This is a genomic window from Actinoallomurus rhizosphaericola (assembly GCF_024055675.1).
GTDB lineage: Bacteria > Actinomycetota > Actinomycetes > Streptosporangiales > Streptosporangiaceae > Actinoallomurus > Actinoallomurus soli.
Map to the genome: position 1 here is coordinate 278,577 of NZ_JAMXMW010000006.1, position 16,700 is coordinate 295,276.

Annotated in this window: 19 protein-coding genes and 1 tRNA gene; 8 read left to right on the plus strand and 12 right to left on the minus strand. The window is 71.2% G+C overall.

What is annotated here, in order from left to right:
- Window positions 1–24: 24 nt before the first annotated feature.
- Window positions 25–4,242, plus strand: a complete 4,218-nt coding sequence (locus NE234_RS16755; RefSeq protein ID WP_252781212.1) for an nSTAND1 domain-containing NTPase — start codon at window positions 25–27, stop codon at window positions 4,240–4,242.
- 9 nt (window positions 4,243–4,251) lie between these two features.
- Here NE234_RS16755 and NE234_RS16760 read toward each other — a convergent pair whose 3' ends face one another.
- Complete coding sequence (locus NE234_RS16760; protein ID WP_252781213.1) at window positions 4,252–4,605, minus strand: CU044_2847 family protein; 354 nt, start codon at window positions 4,603–4,605, stop codon at window positions 4,252–4,254.
- Window positions 4,606–4,678: 73 nt separating this feature from the next.
- The gene (locus tag NE234_RS16765; RefSeq protein ID WP_252781214.1) at window positions 4,679–5,890 is read right to left on the minus strand and encodes an MFS transporter; all 1,212 of its coding nucleotides are present in this window, start codon (window positions 5,888–5,890) and stop codon (window positions 4,679–4,681) included.
- An 81-nt stretch (window positions 5,891–5,971) separates the two neighbouring features.
- Here NE234_RS16765 and NE234_RS16770 point away from each other — a divergent pair, with 81 nt between their 5' ends.
- The 3 genes from NE234_RS16770 to NE234_RS16780 all read left to right on the plus strand — a co-directional run bounded on the left by NE234_RS16770 (window position 5,972) and on the right by NE234_RS16780 (window position 7,279).
- On the plus strand, window positions 5,972–6,568 hold the full coding sequence (locus NE234_RS16770; protein WP_252781215.1) for a CGNR zinc finger domain-containing protein: 597 nt from the start codon (window positions 5,972–5,974) through the stop codon (window positions 6,566–6,568).
- A gap of 67 nt (window positions 6,569–6,635) precedes the next feature.
- Window positions 6,636–6,830 carry a hypothetical protein gene (locus NE234_RS16775; RefSeq protein ID WP_252781216.1) on the plus strand — a complete coding sequence of 65 codons (195 nt, stop codon included), beginning with the start codon at window positions 6,636–6,638 and terminating at the stop codon, window positions 6,828–6,830.
- Window positions 6,831–6,970: 140 nt separating this feature from the next.
- On the plus strand, window positions 6,971–7,279 hold the full coding sequence (locus NE234_RS16780; RefSeq protein ID WP_252781217.1) for a type II toxin-antitoxin system VapB family antitoxin: 309 nt from the start codon (window positions 6,971–6,973) through the stop codon (window positions 7,277–7,279).
- 75 nt (window positions 7,280–7,354) lie between these two features.
- Here NE234_RS16780 and NE234_RS16785 read toward each other — a convergent pair whose 3' ends face one another.
- Window positions 7,355–7,708 (minus strand): beta/gamma crystallin domain-containing protein, encoded by a 354-nt coding sequence (locus tag NE234_RS16785; protein WP_252781218.1) that lies wholly within the window; start codon window positions 7,706–7,708, stop codon window positions 7,355–7,357.
- A 103-nt stretch (window positions 7,709–7,811) separates the two neighbouring features.
- Here NE234_RS16785 and NE234_RS16790 point away from each other — a divergent pair, with 103 nt between their 5' ends.
- Window positions 7,812–8,147 (plus strand): hypothetical protein, encoded by a 336-nt coding sequence (locus NE234_RS16790; protein WP_252781219.1) that lies wholly within the window; start codon window positions 7,812–7,814, stop codon window positions 8,145–8,147.
- A 16-nt stretch (window positions 8,148–8,163) separates the two neighbouring features.
- On the opposite strand, the gene NE234_RS16795 is transcribed toward NE234_RS16790, so the two are convergent.
- From NE234_RS16795 to NE234_RS16835, 9 genes are all read right to left on the minus strand, one after another.
- Window positions 8,164–9,303, minus strand: a complete 1,140-nt coding sequence (locus NE234_RS16795) for an alpha/beta hydrolase (protein WP_252781220.1) — start codon at window positions 9,301–9,303, stop codon at window positions 8,164–8,166.
- 113 nt (window positions 9,304–9,416) lie between these two features.
- On the minus strand, window positions 9,417–10,373 hold the full coding sequence (locus NE234_RS16800; RefSeq protein WP_252781221.1) for a phosphotriesterase family protein: 957 nt from the start codon (window positions 10,371–10,373) through the stop codon (window positions 9,417–9,419).
- On the minus strand, window positions 10,370–10,963 hold the full coding sequence (locus NE234_RS16805) for a TetR/AcrR family transcriptional regulator (protein WP_252781222.1): 594 nt from the start codon (window positions 10,961–10,963) through the stop codon (window positions 10,370–10,372). Before NE234_RS16805 ends, NE234_RS16800 begins: the two co-directional genes overlap by 4 nt.
- 59 nt (window positions 10,964–11,022) lie before the next feature.
- The gene (locus NE234_RS16810) at window positions 11,023–11,529 is read right to left on the minus strand and encodes a hypothetical protein (protein WP_252781223.1); all 507 of its coding nucleotides are present in this window, start codon (window positions 11,527–11,529) and stop codon (window positions 11,023–11,025) included.
- A 357-nt stretch (window positions 11,530–11,886) separates the two neighbouring features.
- Window positions 11,887–11,976: transfer RNA gene (locus tag NE234_RS16815), tRNA-Ser, on the minus strand.
- Window positions 11,977–11,987: 11 nt separating this feature from the next.
- Window positions 11,988–12,437, minus strand: coding sequence for a tRNA adenosine(34) deaminase TadA (tadA, locus tag NE234_RS16820; RefSeq protein WP_252781224.1), 450 nt, complete (start codon window positions 12,435–12,437; stop codon window positions 11,988–11,990).
- Between the two features lie 46 nt (window positions 12,438–12,483).
- The gene (locus tag NE234_RS16825; protein ID WP_252781225.1) at window positions 12,484–12,936 is read right to left on the minus strand and encodes a tRNA adenosine deaminase-associated protein; all 453 of its coding nucleotides are present in this window, start codon (window positions 12,934–12,936) and stop codon (window positions 12,484–12,486) included.
- Window positions 12,937–12,962: 26 nt separating this feature from the next.
- Window positions 12,963–13,439: a tRNA adenosine deaminase-associated protein gene (locus tag NE234_RS16830; RefSeq protein WP_252781226.1), complete on the minus strand. Its 477-nt coding sequence runs from the start codon at window positions 13,437–13,439 to the stop codon at window positions 12,963–12,965.
- An 86-nt stretch (window positions 13,440–13,525) separates the two neighbouring features.
- A complete protein-coding gene (locus tag NE234_RS16835; RefSeq protein ID WP_252781227.1) occupies window positions 13,526–13,714 on the minus strand; it encodes a hypothetical protein in 189 nt (62 codons plus the stop codon).
- Between the two features lie 51 nt (window positions 13,715–13,765).
- Here NE234_RS16835 and upp point away from each other — a divergent pair, with 51 nt between their 5' ends.
- From upp to NE234_RS16850, 3 genes are all read left to right on the plus strand, one after another.
- Window positions 13,766–14,404 carry a uracil phosphoribosyltransferase gene (gene upp, locus NE234_RS16840; protein WP_252781228.1) on the plus strand — a complete coding sequence of 213 codons (639 nt, stop codon included), beginning with the start codon at window positions 13,766–13,768 and terminating at the stop codon, window positions 14,402–14,404.
- Between the two features lie 236 nt (window positions 14,405–14,640).
- Entirely contained in the window at window positions 14,641–15,168 is a 528-nt protein-coding gene (locus NE234_RS16845; RefSeq protein WP_252781229.1) for a PH domain-containing protein, read from the plus strand.
- Between the two features lie 133 nt (window positions 15,169–15,301).
- Entirely contained in the window at window positions 15,302–16,633 is a 1,332-nt protein-coding gene (locus NE234_RS16850; protein WP_252781230.1) for a helix-turn-helix domain-containing protein, read from the plus strand.
- Window positions 16,634–16,700: the final 67 nt, after the last annotated feature.

Consider the following 16,700-nt stretch of genomic DNA (forward strand, 5'->3'; position numbering starts at 1 on the left):
GGTGATGGCGCACAATGGCGTCTCATGGGCCGGCGACCGATGGATGTGGGACGGGTGCGCGCCGCCCGGTTCACACCGGGTCTCGTCCGCGTCCTGAGCGCGGACGGTGCCGGGATCGGGCTGGGACTGCTCATCGGCGAGCGAGAGATCGTGACCTGCGCGCACGTCGTGAACTACTCGCTGGACCGGGACGCGATGGCTCCCGAGCGGCCCGAGGTGCCGATCCAGCTGGACTTCCCGTTCGCGCTGCCGGGCCGCCGGTTCACCGCCGAGACCGTGGCGTGGGCACCGCTGGCCGAGGACGGCCGCGGGGACGTCGCGGGGCTCCGGTTGCACGGTCCTGCGCCGGAGGGCGCGCGCCCGTCGCCGATGGCGCCGGCCGATGACCTGTTCGGTCATCCGTTCCAGGTCTTCGGGTTCCTGGACGGCCACGAGACCGGGGTCTGGGTGACCGGCGAACTACGCGGCTCGGACATCGTCGGGAGCCTGCACCTGGTGGGCGAGGCCCAGAGCGGCCTGCGGATCAGTCCCGGTTTCAGCGGGTCCCCGGTGTGGGACAGCCGGCTGGAGGCGGTCGTCGGCATCACGAGCCGGGCCGCGGTCGGGCGGGGCGCCCCGCCGAGCGCCTACTGTCTGTCCACGGAGACGGTCGTCGCGGCGTGGCCGGAGATCGAGCCCACGCTCCGGCCGCCCTGCCCGTTCCGCGGTCTGGAGCCGTACCGGGAGGCGGACGAGGGGTACCTCTTCGGCCGGACCCTGCCGGCGCGCCGCCTCGCGGAGGAGCTCCCGCGGAACCGCTTCTCGATCGTGTCGGGTCCGTCGGGGTGCGGGAAATCCTCCCTGATGAACGCGGGTGTCGTTCCCCGTCTGAAGCGCCGTCCGGATCTGGAGGTACGGGTCTGCCGGCCCGGCGTCTCGCCTCTCTGGGCGCTGACCGAGGCGATCGCGCCAGGGCTCCTCGGCGCCGGAGCGGAGACCGTGGCGACGCGGGATCACGACGTCTTAATACGGCAGGCCGCCGCCCGGCTGGAGCAGACGGGACGGGACCGGCTCGTCCTCGTCGTCGACCAGGCGGAGGAGCTGTTCGCGCACCCCGCCGAGACGGTCCAGGCGGCGGCCGGGCTGCTCGCGGAGCTCTCCGCCGCCCGTCGCCCGGACGGCCGGCCGCTCGCCTGCGTCGTCCTGGTCGTACGCGGCGACTATCTCGACCAGTTCCTCGAACTCCCCACCGTCGTCCAGGCGCTCGGGCAGGACCGGACCGATCCAGGGAGCGGCATCCGCCCGGTGCTCCCGATGAACCTGCCCGAGCTGCGGCAGTCGATCGAGGGTCCCGTACGCCAGGCGCGGGTCGTCAGGATGGAGGACACGCTCGTCGACCGCCTGCTGCGGGACGTACGGCACCTGTCGAATCCGATCACGCTCCTCGCGTTCGCGATGACCGAGTTGTGGGAGCGTCAGCGGCTCGGCGTGATCACGCTGTCCGGGTACGAGGAGATCAACGGGGTCGCCGGGGCCCTGCGCCGGCACCTGGACCGCGTCCTCGACGAGGAGCTGACCGAGGCCGAGCGGTCGCAGGCCCGTTCCCTGCTCACGTCGCTGGCGATCCCGCATGGAGCGGACGGGTACGTACGACGGCAGCTGCCTCGTTCGGGGGTGAAGGACGAGCACTGGAGGCTGGCCCAGCGGCTCGCCGGGCGCCGTGTGATCACTCTCGACGTGGCCGCGGACGGGACCGAGACGATCGAGCTGGCCCACGACGCCCTGCTGGAGGAGTGGCCGAGGCTCCGCGGCTGGCTCGACGCGGACCGGGAGTTCCTGGAGTGGCGGGCGGGCCTGTCCCTGGCGATGGGTCAGTGGGCGGCCGACGCCGACCGCCGCGCCGGTCTGCTCGGCGGCACCCGGTTGGAGGAGGCCGACGGCTGGGTCGAGCGGCGGAGGGACGACCTCACTCCCGCCGAGCTCGCGTTCGTCGAGCAGAGTCACCGGGCCGAGCGGCGGCGCCGCCGGTTCCTCTTCGGCGGCGCCCTCGCCATGACGTTGATCCTGCTCGCCGGCTCGGCGTTCGCGGGGCTGTGGTACCGAGGCGCACTCCAGGCCCGGAACACCGCGGACGCCGAGGCGGCGAGCGCCAATGAGAATCGGGCGCTGACGGAAGGCGACCCCGCCACGGCGTTGCCTTCCGCCGTCGCCGGCTACCGCGGGGCCACGCCGTTCGCCGCGCTGCACGCCCGGTTGTTCTGGGACACGGCCACCGAGTTGGTGGGGTGGATCCGTCCGTTCGGTTACAGCGAATCCGCCGGCGTGGTGTTCAGCCCGGACGGCCGGTACTCGCTGGCCGATCGGCGGGGCGACGACGTCGTACTGACGAGGCTCGACGATCCGGCGCTGACCGCGACCGTCATCGCCCACGGCGTGTCGATGGCGGGCCGGACGTTCGCGCCGGACGGCAGGTTCGTCGTCTATGCCGACGAGTCCGGGCGGTTGCACTTCTGGGAGGTCGCGAAACGGCGCGAGACGCGCCGTCTGCCCGCCCTCGGCGATCGCGGGCAGCGCATCACCGCGATCGCGGTCTCCCCGTCGGGAGACGCCGTCGCTTATGCCCGCGGCGGCCGGATCTGGATCGCGGACAGCACCACGGGGAAGCGTCTGGCCGCCTTTCCTCAGCCCCTTGACCGGGCGAAAGAGCCCGAGGACCTGTGGTTCGACGCGACGGGGCGGAAGGTGTACACGTGGGGCGCCCACGCAGTCGTCTTCGATCGCGGTTCTGGGAAACGTCGCCCGATCAGTGCCGTCGCATATCACCCCGCGTCCGGTTCGACGTACGTGACGTGCGAGGACAAACAGGCAAAACCCGGAGACGACAGTCAACCGCCGTCCACACTCGATGGCGTGGCGCGTCTCTTCGACGCGACGAGCGGCGAACAGATCGGCCCCACCCGATCACTGGCCGCCCCCTGTACCAGCTACATCTTCGCGGCGAACGCGACGGATCTATTCGTCATCGCCACCGTGGGACCGAGTGACGTACGAGGCGGGGCCCACCTGGAGGTGAGCGACCAGAAGAGCGGAACGGTGACCGGCCGGTTCGAAGTGCCGGACGCGTTGGCGGTGGTGGCCGTCACCGATACCCCGGACGGCACTCAATTGCTCGTCCAGCACTTCTATTCGGTCTATCAGCTGCGCATTCCGCGGCGGGAGAGCATGGTCCGTGCCCTTTCCACGGCCGGGGACGCGCTCATCAGCGCCGATGGGGAGCGCGTCGCGACGATTTCGCAATCCGACGGCGTGGGAGTCTGGGACCGGACGAGCCGGCGCCGCGTCGCGGCGATCCCGCCGCGGGACGCCTGTGCCGGAAAGACACAGTGGCCGACCGTGACGGCGAGCGCGGACGGCACCCTCGCCGCCCTCTGTGGACGTCGTTTGACCGTGATGGACATTCGATCCGGACGACGGATCAGGACCACGACGATCGGCGGCGCCCAGGGCTGGTCCAAAGACGCCGAGCAGCACGACAGTCCTCATCTCGGCCTCGCGACGGGCGGGCTACTGCTCCTGGGCTGGTCCGGTAGCGCCACGGTGCTGGACGTCGGCACGGGACGGTGGGGACCACTGCCCGTGCCCCGGTTCTTCGACACCTACGGCGACTGGACTCCCCGGCCCGGCCATCCTCAGATCGCTGCGGCCCGTCGCGACGGCCGCGGGATCGACATCCTCGACCTGCGACGCGGCGGCCGCCTGGCGGCGACCATCCCGGCACCCGCGTCGACCGGCCGTACCGCCGCTCTCGACATGGTCTTCGACTCCACGGGCCGCAGGCTGGCCGTCGCCGGCATCGCCGACGGGGGATCGGGCGGAGGAGCCGCCCACATCGCCGTCTGGGACGTGGACGAACGGAAGAGGCTCGCCGGGCTGACCCGGTCGGATCCACCCGCGTTGACGGCGCTCACCCGGTCCGGCACGACCCTGGCGATGAGCTCAGGGAACGGCGTCCTGTCACTGTGGCGGTGGGGGCATTCGCCGATCCCGTTCAGGAGCGGCGACCGTACGGACCGCATCCCCGTGCCCGCGTTCCGGCTCGCCCTGAGCGCCGACGGAACCCACGGGCTCTACGACGACGAGGGCTGGCACCTTTTCGACCCGGACCCGAATGACTGGAAACGGCGGCTGTGCGGGCTCATCGACGAGGGAAGGCTCACGGAGCCGCCGGCCAGGAACGTCACCGGGAGACCGCCCTGCCGGTGACGTCTCCGGTCAGTCGTCCGGGTCGTCGGGCACCCGGCGCTCGGCGCCGTTCCGGTGCCATTCCGCGGTGACCTTCAGGTGCGCCTCCGCGGTCGACTCGGCCACGACGACTCCGGCCTTGGCGGTGAGCTTGAGCCCGAACTCGACCGCGATCACGTCCGGCGGCTCCGCCGAATTCCGCATCCGGTCGAGGACCTCACCGGCGAATCGCTGCACCCGGTCCAGCCCCTCGGTGAAGGCCTCGGGCAGTTTGCCGACGACGTCGCGCGCGCGGCCCGCCGGAACGACGCCCTGGAGCTGCCCCGTCACCTCGGCCAGTACGGTCTCCCCGTTGTCAAGCGGGACTTCCAGAAGGTAGGCCACTGCGACATCCCCCTGTCCATTGCATCGACCGGGGAAGTGTAACCGCGATCTTCCTCCCCGTCCGGGGGCGTCGTCAGCGGCGGCGTTCGGTGCACCAGCCGAGGAGCGCCAGGAGGGGAAGGGCCGCGCCGAAGGCGGTCAGCGCGCTCCAGCCCCAGTCGTGGTAGGCGAACGACCCGAGCTGTGATCCCACCGCTCCGCCCACGAAGAAGGTCGCGATGTACGCGCTGTTCAGCCGGGCGCGGGCGGTGGCGTCGAGCGCGTAGATCGTGTGCTGGCCGAGCACGAGCGTGGTCTGCACGGCCATGTCGATGAGGACCGCGGCGACGCCGAGCAGGATCACGTTGTGCCGGCCCAGCGCCGCGATGCCGAAGGACAGGGCCGCGGCGGCCAGGCCGACGGCCGTCATCGGACGGGTCAGCCCGCGGTCGGCCCAGCGTCCCGCCCAGGGGGCGATCAGCGCGCCGCCCGCCCCGACCAGGGCGAACAGCCCGACGCCGAGCTGGGAGTAGTGGAACGGCGGACCGGTGAGGACGAACGCGATCGTCGTCCAGAAGGCGCTGAACGCCCCGAACATCGCGGCCTGGTACAGCGCCCGCCGCCGCAGCGCCGGGTGGACGCGCACGAGGTGAACGGTGGTGCGCAGCAGCCGGCCGTACGACAGGCCCGTCTTCGCGGGATGCGGCGGCAGGGCCGCGCGAAGGACGAACCCCAGCACTGCCATGAGGACGGCGGACGCGAAGTAGATGACGCGCCAGCCGGCGAGGTCGGCCACCAGGCTGCTCAGCGCGCGGGAGAGCAGGATGCCGGTGAGGAGCCCGCTCACCACGCGTCCGACGATGCGCCCGCGCGTGGCGTCCGGGGCGATGTCGGCGGCGAACGGCACGAGGATCTGGACGACGACCGAGGTCGCTCCGCTGACCAGCGAGGCGAGGAGGAGGACGGGGAACGCCGGGGCGGTCGCGGCGACGAGCAGGGCCACGCACGTGATGCCGAGGAGTGCCGCGACGAGCCGCCGGTTCTCGACGCGGTCGCCGAGCGGGACGAGGAGGATCATCCCGGCCGCGTATCCGAGCTGGGTCACCGTGATCAGCGCACCGGCGGCGACGCCGCCGATGTGGAAGGAGCGGGTGAGCTCGGCCAGGAGGGGCTGGGCGTAGTAGAGGTTCGCGACGGTCAGCCCGCAGGACACCGCGAGGAGCAGCACCAGCCAGCCGGGGGGGCCGGAGTCGGGCACCGAGCGGGCGGGGGACGCCTTCGTGCCGGGAGACGAGGGGAGGGACACGCAACCTCACAGACGGGGGCCTGGTCAGGGAGTTCTCCAAAAGGTACCAGTTAAACCGGTTCTCTCATCTAGGGTGGGGGCATGACCACGACGACCGTCCGGTTCCGTGAGGGAGCGGGCCGGGTGTGCCTGGACTTCATCCGCACCCTGCGGTACCGCGGGACGCCGGACGCGACGGAGGAGCTGCCCGACGGCGCGGCCGTCGCCGCCTGGGTCCGCCAGTGCGGCCCCTGCCCCCTCGACGTCGCATCCGAGTCCGCCGACGCCGGCCGCGCCCGCGAGCTGCGCGAGGCGGTTCACGCGCTGATCATCGCCGCCGTCCGTACGGGCGATCCGGCGGCCTGCGGCGACGACGCGCGGCATCGCGTCAACCGGGCCGCGGCGGCGCCCGTTCCCGTCCCCGCCCTCGACGCGTCGGGCCGGATCCGGTGGGCCGCGGACGACCCGGTCACGGCCACGCTCGCCCTGATCGCGCGGGACGCGCTCGACCTCGTCACCTCGGCCGCCGTCACGCGCGTCCGCGAGTGCGCCGACCCGCGCTGCGGGGCGCTCTTCCTGGACCAGTCGCGGCCCGGCACCCGCCGCTGGTGCTCGATGGACACGTGCGGCAACCGCGCCAAGAAGACGACCCTGCGCGCGCGGCGGAGCGGCTCACAAGCCGCCGTCACCGAGGTTTGACCGCCCTCCTCCAGGAGATCACTTGGGCGTCTCGGGGGACGCGGATCAACCTCAGGAGGCACTCGTCATGTTGGCCATAATCGCGGCGATCTGCTTCGCCGTCGCGCTCCTCGCCGACTGGATCGGCGCGAGTTCGGACTTCTTCAACTACCCCACGCTGGACACGCTCGGACTGCTGCTCCTCGCGCTGCACTTCGCCGGGTTCGGCGCCGGGTACGACTGGCGGGCGCGCGGCCGGTCCTGGCGCGGCAGGCGCCGCTGAGACACCTGGGATTCGTCCCCCGGCACGGCGTCCGCGGCGCCGTGCCGGGCCGCCCGTCCCGCGACGGCCGTACGGCGCGGCTTCCCCGCACTACCGCGCAAAGGAGGCAGGTCGGCCGGTGCGGCACTAAACTGCATGGGGTGATCTTCAAGGCAGTGGGCGAGGGGCGTCCTTACCCGGAGCACCGGCTGAGCTCCCGGGACTGGGCGAGCGTCCCGCCACGCCAGGTGCGCCTCGACCAGTTGATCACCACCAAGGCCGGGCTGGACCTGAACTCCCTGCTGGCCGAGGACTCCACCTTCTACGGCGACCTGTTCCCCCACGTCGTCCAGTGGCGCGGCCAGCTCTACCTCGAGGACGGCCTGCACCGGGCGCTGCGGGCGGCCCTGCACCAGCGCCTCGTCCTCCACGCCCGCGTCCTGGACCTGGACGAGCACGCCCCGCACTGACACCAATGCCGGTCGGTTAAGGGCTGGGTGCTGCTGTCGACTTCCGCAACATCGACGGAATTCGCTGAGGTCACCTCAGAGAATGGTCATGCGGTCTACCCCTTTCGGACGGTTGGGGTAGGTCACGATGTTCCATCGCGAGATGTACACGTCGGTTCCGTTGACGTCGTGAAGGGATACGTCGTTATTGCCGGTCGACACCTTGTCGATCCATACGTATGCGTCGGCCATCGTTGTGGTTCCCGCATTCGCGTAGCATGTCGTGTACGACCCTATGCCGTCGTGCCACCAAATCTGCAAGAAATCAGAACCAGTGCAGTCGACCCTGTCGATCGCGAACGCCTGGCCTGGAATCAAGCTCATGACCAGTGCGGTTGCCCCGGCGATGATACCGACGCGCTTGATCGATTTTCGACCGACGGCGAACATTTGACCACCCCAACCTGGTGCGTATTTCCCTTACTTCGCCACTCTCCCGTAACCGCCACCTGTCGGAAATAGGCAAGGTTGCCTATATCGCCCTCATAGGTAAATGCCCGTCGTTGACATGTGGCCCGACAGGCCGGCCGACCTGGGCCGTTACGGGTGCCAAAGCGGCAGTCACGATGAATCGGGGGATCCGATGCTGCGGCTGGTGGCCGTGGTCGCCTCTGGCACCCGAACGCTGGTGGACGCGGTGTTCGGCGCCTATGCCACCAGTGAGCTCACCGATGCTCAGCGGCTGCCGGCGTGCCTGCGGCCGGGAATGGTGCTTCTCGCCGACCGGACCTCCGCTACCGCCGACCTGATCGGTACGTTCGCCGCCACCGGCGCGGACCTACTGGTCCGCCGCGAGAACCTCTCTGCCCGCCCTCCGCGTCCGGTCTGACCACGGGGGCTGATGACTAACACGCCGTACCGCCGGGGGGCCGCGCGCACTGCGCCGCGCTCCACAGTCTCGGCGTCGCCCACGTGAACAGCTTCGGGAACGCCTCCCGCCAGGCGCCGTAGTTGTGCTGACCGCCCTTCACGATCATGAACGGCACGTCCGGCTGGTACCGCCGCACCAGATCGACGAACGCGTGCGCCTGCACCAGGTCGACCTGCACGCCGCTGCCGGTCATCACCCAGAAGTGCGGCAGCCGGCCGGTGTACCCGGTCTTGCCCAGCACCTTCAGCGGGGAGTTCGCCTCGCGCAGCGCCTTGTTCCCGCCGAAGGGATCGACCTGCTGCGGCAGCTTGTTGTACCGCAGCGGCTCGTAGTAGCCGCTCAGGGAGGCCGCGATGCCGTACCGGTCGGGATGGCGCACGCCGAGGTTGGCCGCGCAGTACCCGCCCTCGGAGAACCCGGCGATCGCCCACGCCGGGCCGGGCGGCTGGACGCGCAGCCGCGCGGCGACGAGGTCCGGAACGTCGTACGCGGTGTACGTCTCGTCCTGCTCGCCGCCGACCGTGTCCAGGCACTGCGTGGCACGGTCCCGCCCGCCGCCGACGTCCGGGATGACGAGCACCGCCGGCTTGGCCTTCCCGGCGGCCATCAGCTTGCGGAACATCCCGGAGATCTTCAACCGGCCCTCGTAGTCCCCCGGGTTCCCCGGGGCGCCGTGCAGCAGCTCGACCACCGGGAACCGCGTCGTGGCGTACTGCCGCTGGAAGTACTGGGGCGGCAGCCAGATGATGCCCTGGCGGACGATGTGGCTCTTCGCGCCGTTCAGCACGGTCTCCATGGCGAAGCCGTTCTTGCGCGCCTGCCGCTTCTTGACCGCCTCGCCGAGGACCTGGTCGAGGCGGTCACCGAGGTCGGGCACACGCGCCACGGCCGCCGGCGCCTGGTTGGTCAGGTCCCGCCACGCGTCGTCCCAGCTCTGGTAGTAGCCGTAGAACCTGTTCACGAGCGCCACGCCGAACAACATGGCGGGAGCGAACGCGACCACCCCGGCGACCATCCGCAACGCGAGCAGCCGCGTCTTGACGAGCCAGTACAGCGCGCCCATGAAACTCGCCACGAGCACGGTGAAGGTCACGAAGCCCTGCGGACCGAACACGACCCTCCCTACCCATGGTCACCTCGCCAGGCCGGACTGCTCCGGTCAGTAAGCATGACGTCTGCGGCGACGCGATAGATCCCACTGCGGACGGACAGAACACCAAGTTTGCTTTACCCGGCCTCCCCCGGCTCAGCCGCGCGTGGCCGGTCCCCGCCACGCCATTCGACGGCGAACGCCCGCGCCGGGTTGGAAACGAAGATCTTCTCCGCCACGGCCTCGCCCAGGTCGCGCGCGATCCTCGGCCGCATCACCCGCAGGAGGTACGGGATGCCGGGTCCGCCGCCGGTCGACGCACGCGCCGCGGCGGTCGTCGTGTCGCCCCCCAGCAGCAGCCGGTCGGCGTGGCCCGCATCGACCAGCGCCGCGAGCAGGTCGAACAGCCGCCAGTCGGTCGCGTGGTTGGCCCGGGAGGGCCCGTCGAACGCCAGGAACGCGCCCGCCCGGCCCGCCTCCGCGTGCAGGCTCGGATCCGGGAAGCGGTTCAGGTGCCCGAGGATCACGCGCTCCGGCGGCACGCCGTGGCGGCCGCACAGCAGGTCGAGCACGTCGAGCGAGGCCGTGCCGAGCTCGTGGTGGATGCCGATGGGGGCGCCGGTCGCGTGATGCGCCCGCGCGGCCGCCGCCATCACCGTACGGGCGTGGTCGTCCAGCGCGTGGAAGCCGCCCGCCACCTTGATCATCCCGGCGGGCGGCAGCGAACCGCCGTCCATGCCCTCGGTCAGCTCCCCGACGAAGAGCTCGTCCAGCCGCCCGTACACCTCCTCGACGACCCCCGGCTCGTAGTGCGCCGCCTGGTGCATGCCGGTCGCGGCGATCAGATGCACGCCGCCCGCCCTCGCCACCCCGGCCAGCGCCTCCGCGCGCCGGCCCAGTCCGTACGGCGTCCACTGCACGACCGTGCGACCGCCGAGCGCGTGGAACCCCCGCAGCTCCGCCACCGCCGCGTCGACGTCGTCGAGCTCCTGCCCCGGCAGCCGCGCGCTGCGGAAGAACAGGTGGTCGTGCGCGTCGCAGATCCCGAGCTCGTCCGCCGGCACGTCACCGAGGACGGTACGCGCGAACCTCATCGCTCCCCGCCCTCCGCGAGCACGGCCGTCCCCGACCGGGCGGCGAGCAGGCCCAGCACCCCCCTGATGGCGTGCTCGAACGGCTCGACCGACGCGGCCGCCCGTGCGAGCACGTAACCGCCCTGCAGCGTGGCGACGATCGTCGCCGCCGTGGCCACCGGGTCGAGGTCTCCCGCCAGTTCGCCGCGCTCCTGCCCCTCCGCGATGACCTGCGCCAGCCGCTGCCGGAGCCAGCCGAACGTCTCCTCCAGCGGCTGCCGGAGCACCTCGTCCGTGATCACGTCCGGATCCTGGGTCAACCGCCCGACCGGGCACCCGCGCAGGACCGCGCGCTCACGGAGCAGGTAGGCCTCGATGCGCTCATACGCGGTACCGGACCCGGACAGCTCCCCCTCGGCGTTGGCCCGCATCTCCTCGGCCGTGCGGCGTACGGCCGCCAGGGCGAGGTCCGGCTTGCCGCTGAAGTGGTGGTACATACTGCCCTGACCGACCCCGGCCCGCTGCTGGATCGCCCGTGGGCTCGTCCCCACGTACCCGCGCTCCCACAGCAGCTCACGCGTGCTCTCGATCAGCCGCTCCCTGGTGTCCATGTCGTACATACTAGTAGGTACAGCAGCAGCCGTAGCGCCCCGGCGTGGCCGCCCGAGCGCTACGGCTGGTAGATCTGCTCGAGACGGGTGATCCGGCCGTCCGCGCCGACCCGTATGTCGAAGCCGATACGCGGCAGCTGGTCCCGATTCCGCGCCAGAGCCGCCGCGAAGGTCGCCGGGGTCACCGATTTGGCCGCCGGGTCGTCCCCGGCCAGCGGCACCCTCAGCAGGATCCGGGCGTCGGGGCTCAATTCCAGAGTCGTCTGCGGACCGGTGACCGCGACCTTGATGTACTCGCTGTACTCGTCGACGACATGCCTCACCTTGGCCGGCCGGTACGTCACCCGCGTACCGTCGGCACGCACCATCACCCCGGTGAAGCTCCTCGGACGCATCGACGGACTGGGCGTCGGCGAGGATGGCGTCGCCGACGCACTCACCGTCGGCGCGGCGTGAGTGCCCGGCGGCCCGACCGGACGATGACCGGCCCGGTCATCGTTACAGCCACCGCACAGTACGCCGGCAACCGTCATGAACACCGCAACCCGGAGACGGATGACGCGCACGTTCCCCCTTCGGCCGTTCGGATCCCTCCGTAACGAGATGCCCAAGGGGACCATGCCGGTTCCGGAAAGCATGATCACGATCGAGTCACGCCGCCACGGCGCAGCCGCGCACCGCGAGTCGTCCCCCGGCCGAAGGTCGAAAACGGCGAGGCGCCACCCCGCGCGGCGCAGCCGCGCACCGGGGGGCTCGGGGGGTCGTCCCCCCGAAAGAGGCCCGGAAACGGGAAGGTGGCCCCCAGAGGGGGCCGCGGAAGGGGCGGGCGCGGCGCAGCCGCGCACCGGGGGGCCCGGGGGGTCGTCCCCCCGAAAGAAGGCGGAAAAACGGGAAGGTGGCCCCCGGAAGGGGGCCACCGAACATGGCGGTGGAGGTGGGATTTGAACCCACGGATGAGTTGCCCCATCACACGCTTTCGAGGCGTGCGCCCTCGGCCACTAGGCGACTCCACCAAGAGGGCAGCCTACCGGAACTCGGACGGTCCTCGGTCACGTCGGGCGGTGAAGAACTCGGTGAGCAGTGCGGCGCACTCGTCGGCGAGGACGCCGGAGAGGACCTCGGGGCGGTGGTTCAGCCTCCGGTCGCGTACGACGTCCCACAGGGAGCCCACGGCGCCGGCCTTGGGATCGTGGGCGCCGAAGACGATCCGGTCCAGCCGGGCGAGGACGGCGGCTCCGGCGCACATGGTGCACGGCTCCAGGGTGACCACGAGGGTGCAGCCGGACAGGCGCCACTCGCCCCGGCGCGCGGCGGCCTGGCGGATGGCGACGATCTCCGCGTGCGCGGTGGGGTCGCCGGTGCGCTCCCGCTCGTTGTGGCCGGCGCCGACGATCTGACCGTCGGGCGCGAGGACGACCGCGCCGACGGGCACGTCGGCGGCGGCCCGTCTGGCCTCCTTCAACGCGAGCCTCATGGCCTCGTCCATCCGGGGGCCTGTGGCGTTCATCACGCGGCCGCGGCTAGCGGAGGCGCTCGTACTCCTCGGCGAACCCGGCCCCCTCGGCGATGACCGACAGCGCGTCCCCGGGGAGCGTACGCTCGCCGAGCGCGCTCAGGGCCTCCGAAGTGGTCCCGAGGTCGGCGAGGAGCTCCGGGTCGCCGATCGGCTCTTCGCTCGCCGTCTCCGCGGGGGCGTCCAGCTGCTCGCTGAGCATCTCGGCCAGCTCGCTGCTCTGGGGCGCCCTGCCGTCGGACAGGAACACGCGGGGGTCCTCGCCGTCGTCCAGGCGGACCACGGAGAACCATTCGTCCTCCTGCTCGACGAGGAGGACGACCGTCTCGCCCGCCGTCTCGACGGCGGCCTCGCGCATGATGTCGGCGATGTCGTCAAGGCCGGTGACCTCGCTGAGGTCCGGCTCGGTCCCGATCCATCCGGCGTCGCTGCGTGCGAACACCCCGCAGAAGTACGGCACGGTTCCATTCTCTCCCGAAGCCGGCGTCACTCGATCGCGCGCTCGAAGGCGGCGGCGAAGCCGAGTCGTTTGGCGATGCTCGCCAGCATCTCGTCGGGATAGAGGTCGAGGTCGCCGGAGAGGGCGCCGAGCTCCATCTCGTCCAGACCCAGGTCCGCGAAGATCGACATGTCGCCCGCCGGGAGCACCTGGTCGAGCTCCTCGTCGTCGGGGATGTCGAGTTCGAGGAACTCGACGATCTGCCGCGCCAGCTCCCAGTCCACGGACGCGGTGACGTCCGAGAGAAAGACGATCACCTCGTCGCCGAGCACCCGGAGCGCCACGAAGAAGTCGTCGCCGACCGCGACCAACCCGATCGCGCCGCCCAGGCTCGGTTGTTGCCTGAGGGCGTGGATCAGCCCCTCGAGGTCTTCCGTCAGTGCGATGGGAAGCTGCTCCACCTCCCACGCGTCGTCCTCGCGATAGACCACGACAGCGAAATCCGCCGTGTCCAGTTCAGTCATCTTCACCCCACCCGCGCGCGTCCTGCTCGGGCATCTTGGCAGATGCGGGGGCCGGAGATTCGCGGCACGGGAAAACCCGGGTACCGTCAGTTGGCTCGGAAGGTACGCATGCGGACCGCCTCGGCGACGCGTTCGCGCCGTGATCGGCGCGGGGTCACCCGCTTGCGGAGCTCCCTCGCCTCGGCCAGCTCGCGGAGGAAGACCGCCCTGCGTCGCAGACGGTCACGGACCTCCTCGGGGCTCATGCCTTCGTCGGGGTTCGTCCCTTCGCTCATGGCCGGGTACGTTCCCCATGCTCAGACATCCATTCAGATACCTTTTCGGACATGAAGACCCTCGTCGTCGATCACCCCCTCGTCGCGCACAAGCTCACGACGCTCCGCGACGCGACCACCGACTCCCCCACCTTCCGCCGGCTCGCCGACGAGCTGGTCACCCTGCTGGCGTACGAGGCGACCCGTGACGTTCGTGTCGCTCCTGTGAGAGTCGCCACACCCGTCGCAGAGGCCTCCGGCGTACGGCTGACGCGGCCGCAGCCTCTGGTCGTGCCGATCCTGCGCGCCGGCCTCGGGATGCTCGACGGGATGACGCGGCTGCTGCCGACCGCCGAGGTCGGTTTCCTCGGCATGGTGCGGAACGAGGGCACGCTTCAGGCGACGACGTACGCCACGCGGCTGCCGGACGACCTGTCGGGCCGTCAGTGCTACGTGCTGGACCCGATGCTGGCCACCGGCGGCACGCTGGCCGCGGCGATCCGGCTCCTCATGGAGCGGGGCGCCGACGACGTCACCGCCATCTGCCTGCTGGCGGCCCCGGAGGGCATCTCCCGCATGGAGGACGAGCTCGCGGACTGTCCGGTGCCGGTGCGGGTCGTCACGGCCGCGATCGACTCCCACCTCAACGAGAACGGCTTCATCGTGCCGGGGCTCGGGGACGCGGGGGACCGCCTGTACGGCGTCGTGTGACCGCCTCGGGCCCGCGGCTCTTTGCTACTGGATCGCTGCGTGGTGTACAAATTTAATGGGTCAGTGGGTCGGCCTTCGGGAGGCGGGGTTTCCTTGAAGAAGTACCTCACTCGGACGGGCGGGGCCTTGACGGGCTCCTCCTCGCCGAAGTCCCGCGATGCGACGCACATCGCCCGGAGCGCCGACGGCGGCCGCACCCCGGCGAGCGTTTCGGCGGCTCAATTCGTGACCGCGCTATGAGGCTGGTGACGCCGGGCGATTCGGCGCCCGCATCCATCCACCGATACCTGCTGCCGCACGAGCATCAAGTCATCACGGTTCGGCGCCACCCCGCGGTGCTGATGACCCCGATCGGCTTCGTGCTCGGCGGCCTGATCGTCGCCGGGGTGCTCAGCAACCTGCTGGCGAAGCAGGGCGGAGCGATCGTCAGCTGGATCTGGTGGGCCTGGCTGGTGCTGCTCGCCTGGTTCGTCTGGAAGGTCGCCGAGTGGTCCGTCGACTACTTCGTGATCACGAACCAGCGCATGCTCCTGACCACGGGCCTACTGACCCGTAAGGTGGCGATGATGCCGCTGTCCAAGGTCACGGACATGAGCTTCCAGCGGTCCATCACCGGGCGGATGCTCGGCTACGGGGAGTTCGTCCTGGAGTCCGCGGGCCAGGACCAGGCGTTCCGCGTCGTGAGCTTCCTGCCGTACCCCGAACAGCTCTACCTCGAGGTCTGCAGCATGATCTTTCCGAGCAAGGACGACGCTGACGACTGATTCGACCCACGACTTGACCAAAACTTATCCATGTTGTCCTTGTTGTTTGGGTTACTCTCCATGTGTGAGGTAGTGCACCCTACGAACAAGACGTAACCCTTTACGGGTGAAGCCCTTCGGTAAGTGAGTCGAGATGCCGGGTCAAGGAAGCGTCGGTGAGCGAGTCCGTAACCTACGCCTGAGTAAACATCTGTCTCAGGCGCAGCTTGCCGGGACTGAGCTGTCCGACAGTTACATCTCATTGATCGAGTCGGGGAAGCGCACCCCGACGCCCGCGGTGGTCCGGCTGCTCGCTAGCCGACTGGGCTGCCTCCCCGAGTACCTGTCCGAGGGCATCGAGCCGGAGGAGCGCCTCCATCTGCAGGTGCGCGTCCGCCACGCGGAGCTCGCCCTGCTGGCCGGCGACGCCGACCAGGCCCTCAGGCTGTTCACGGACATCCTTTCCGCCATCGACAACGACCCCGACCTCGCCAAGCGCGCCCGCTGGGGACAGGCACGCGCGCTCGAAGCACGCGGCGACGGGGAAGAGGCGATCAGGGCGCTGGAGGAGCTGCGCGAGGAGGCCACGCGCGACCGCGGCCGCGCGGGCTGGCTCCCGGTGCTCGTCGTGCTCGCCCGCTGCTACCGCGCCGCCGGGGACCTCGGCCGTACGATCGCGCTCGGCGAGTCCGCGCTCGAGCGCCTCGCGGAGCTGGGCCTGCTCGGCGGCGAGGAGGCCGCGGAGGTCGGGCGTACGCTCATCGCCACCTACCTCGACCGTGGGGACACCGCGCAGGCGCGGACGCTCTCCGAGCGCCTCCTCGCCGCTTCCGAGTCCGCCCCCGCCGCGATGATCACCGCGTACCGCAAGGCCAGCCAGCGGGCGCTGGAGGAGGGCGCGGGCGGCGAGTCCCTCTACCTCGCCGACCAGGCGCTCGCGCTGCACGCGGGCGAGACCCTGGCCAGGGCGCAGGCCCGGCTCCGGGTGGCGTCGGCGCGCAGCCTCCTGCCCGGCGACGCCTCGGCGGAGTCCGCCACCAAGGCCCTGGAGCTGCTGCGTGCGGCCGAGGAGTCGCTGAGCGGCGTCGACGCCGCCGAGTGCCTCATCGAGACGGCCCGGTCCAAGATGGTGCTCGGCGAGCCCGGCGCCGCCGTCGCGATCGCCCAGCGGGTCCTGACCGAGCTGAGCTCCCACCCCGGCGGTTCCGTGACCGCCATCCGGGCCCGGCTCATGCTCGCCCAGGCGCTCGTGGCCACCGGTGAACGCGAGGAGGCGCTGACCGCGCTGCGCGCCACCGGAGACCAGCTCGGCATGCTCCCCCCGTCGCGCGCCACCGCGCGGGTGTGGCGGGAGCTCGGCGATCTGTTCGGCGCCGCGGGCGACACCGAGGCGATGATGGACGCCTACCGGAAGGCGCTGGAGTCCGCCGGGCTGCGGTCCAGCCCGCAGCACTCCAGCATCGCCGCCAATCTCGGCAGCCGCTGACCCGGCGTGCCGGCCCGGCCGCGCAGGCCGGCCCGGCACGCTCCCGTCCGCCCGCGGTCGGGCGCGC